The 1413-nt window shown below is 70.5% G+C and carries 2 protein-coding genes; both read left to right on the top strand.

The genetic code is table 11. The annotated features are described in order from the left end of the window. Nucleotides 1-333 precede the first annotated feature (333 nt). Complete coding sequence (locus I59_RS10125; RefSeq protein WP_022903771.1) at nt 334-1206, top strand: universal stress protein; 873 nt, start codon at nt 334-336, stop codon at nt 1204-1206. A gap of 1 nt (nt 1207) precedes the next feature. After that, the coding region (locus I59_RS23145) for a hypothetical protein (RefSeq protein ID WP_042726627.1) at nt 1208-1413 on the top strand (206 nt) is incomplete at its 3' end.

The following is a 1413-nucleotide window of genomic DNA, read 5'->3' as shown; positions in this document are numbered from 1 at the left end:
CGCCTTCAGCGATCAGTGCCCCGCGAGTGCGCCGCGAGCCGCGGTCGACCCATCCCACCCGACGACGAATCGTCTGGTCATCGCTGACCCCTTCCCGGAGGCGGTCGGTACCCCCTCCGCTACGAGGCTGCGGGTCCATCCGCCGCGGGAACAGTGTCGAAGGTCCCGGTGCGCCCGGACCGACCCGGCAACCGTCTCGGAATGGAGAAGCCTGCCAACACCGGTAGGACGTTCGACCCTCCACGGCTCGCTGTGGTCGACCTACCGTCGTGGCAGGCGACCACCGCGGTCGCCAGCCGGGCACAGACCGGAAGAACCTGCCGAGGAGCAACCATGACCAGCTACACCGTCGCGGTCGACGACACCGACGCCGGCTCGCGGACCATCGAATGGATCGACGAGAACCTCCGCCCAGGAGACCGCGTTCGGCTGCTCACGGTCAGCGAGCTCTACTCCGAGACGGTGCTGCGGACCGAGCAGCGGCTCGAACAGGCAGAGACGCGGTTGCGTCGGCGTCACCCTGGGCTGATGGTCGAGCAGTCCGTGCCGGAGGGGCCGACGGTGGAGCGACTGCTGCTGGACTCCGAGGACAGCGACGTCCTCGTGCTCGGTGCCCGTCAGGCGCACGTCGTGCTCGCGACGCTCGGCGGCCGGATCGCCGAACGCGTCGTGGCACGTACCACCGTGCCTGTCGTCGCCGTGCCCGAGCACTGGCACCACGGTGCGGGCCCGGTCGTGGTCGGCGTCGACGGTCGGACCGCCTCAGCCGCGCTCGCGTTCGCCGCGGACCAGGCCGCCGTCCGTGGCAGCGAACTCGTCCTCGTCCGGGCGTGGGACATTCCGCTCACGATCTCCCCGTACGCGAACATCTACCTCGCGGACGACCGGGAGCTGTGGGAGCACGAGAGCACGCTCGAGCTCCAGGCCGCGAGCCGTGCCGTGGCGGACCGTCACCCAGACCTCGACGTCCGCGCGGTTCGTCGACACGGCCAGACTGCGACCGCTCTCCTGGATGAAGCCGGGGCGGATGCTTCGCTCATCGTCACCGGGCGACGGCACCGCACCGCCATCGGGGCGTTCCTCGGAGGGTCGGTCGGTGAAGCGCTGATGCATCGCTCCCACGCGCCGATCTGCATCGTCCCCCAGCCGGCCGCCGCAGTGCCGGCGACGGCCTCCGACGTACCCGCGCCGGCGGAGGTGCACTGACATGCACGACGCGGCGGCTCTCGTGCCGCAGCACGTCGTGATCGGTATCGACGAGCACGAGGCGAGTCTGCGCACGATCGACTGGGTGATCGAACGGGATCTTCCGTCCGGCAGCCGTGTCGACGTCGTCACCGTCACGAACGGATGGTCAACGGATCCCCGCGCCGATCGAGCGCTGGGGAAGCAGCAGCGGCGCGGCTCCCTGAC

Source organism: Curtobacterium sp. B8 (genome assembly GCF_000333315.1).
GTDB classification, from domain to species: Bacteria; Actinomycetota; Actinomycetes; order Actinomycetales; family Microbacteriaceae; genus Curtobacterium; species Curtobacterium luteum.
The sequence above is the reverse complement of the archived record's forward strand: the minus strand, read 5'-3'. Positions and strand labels throughout refer to the sequence as shown.

What these genes read in the sequence shown, in the direction of transcription:
- I59_RS10125 (WP_022903771.1), top strand. Translation starts at nt 334, where the DNA reads ATGACCAGCTACACCGTCGCGGTCGACGACACCGACGCCGGCTCGCGG.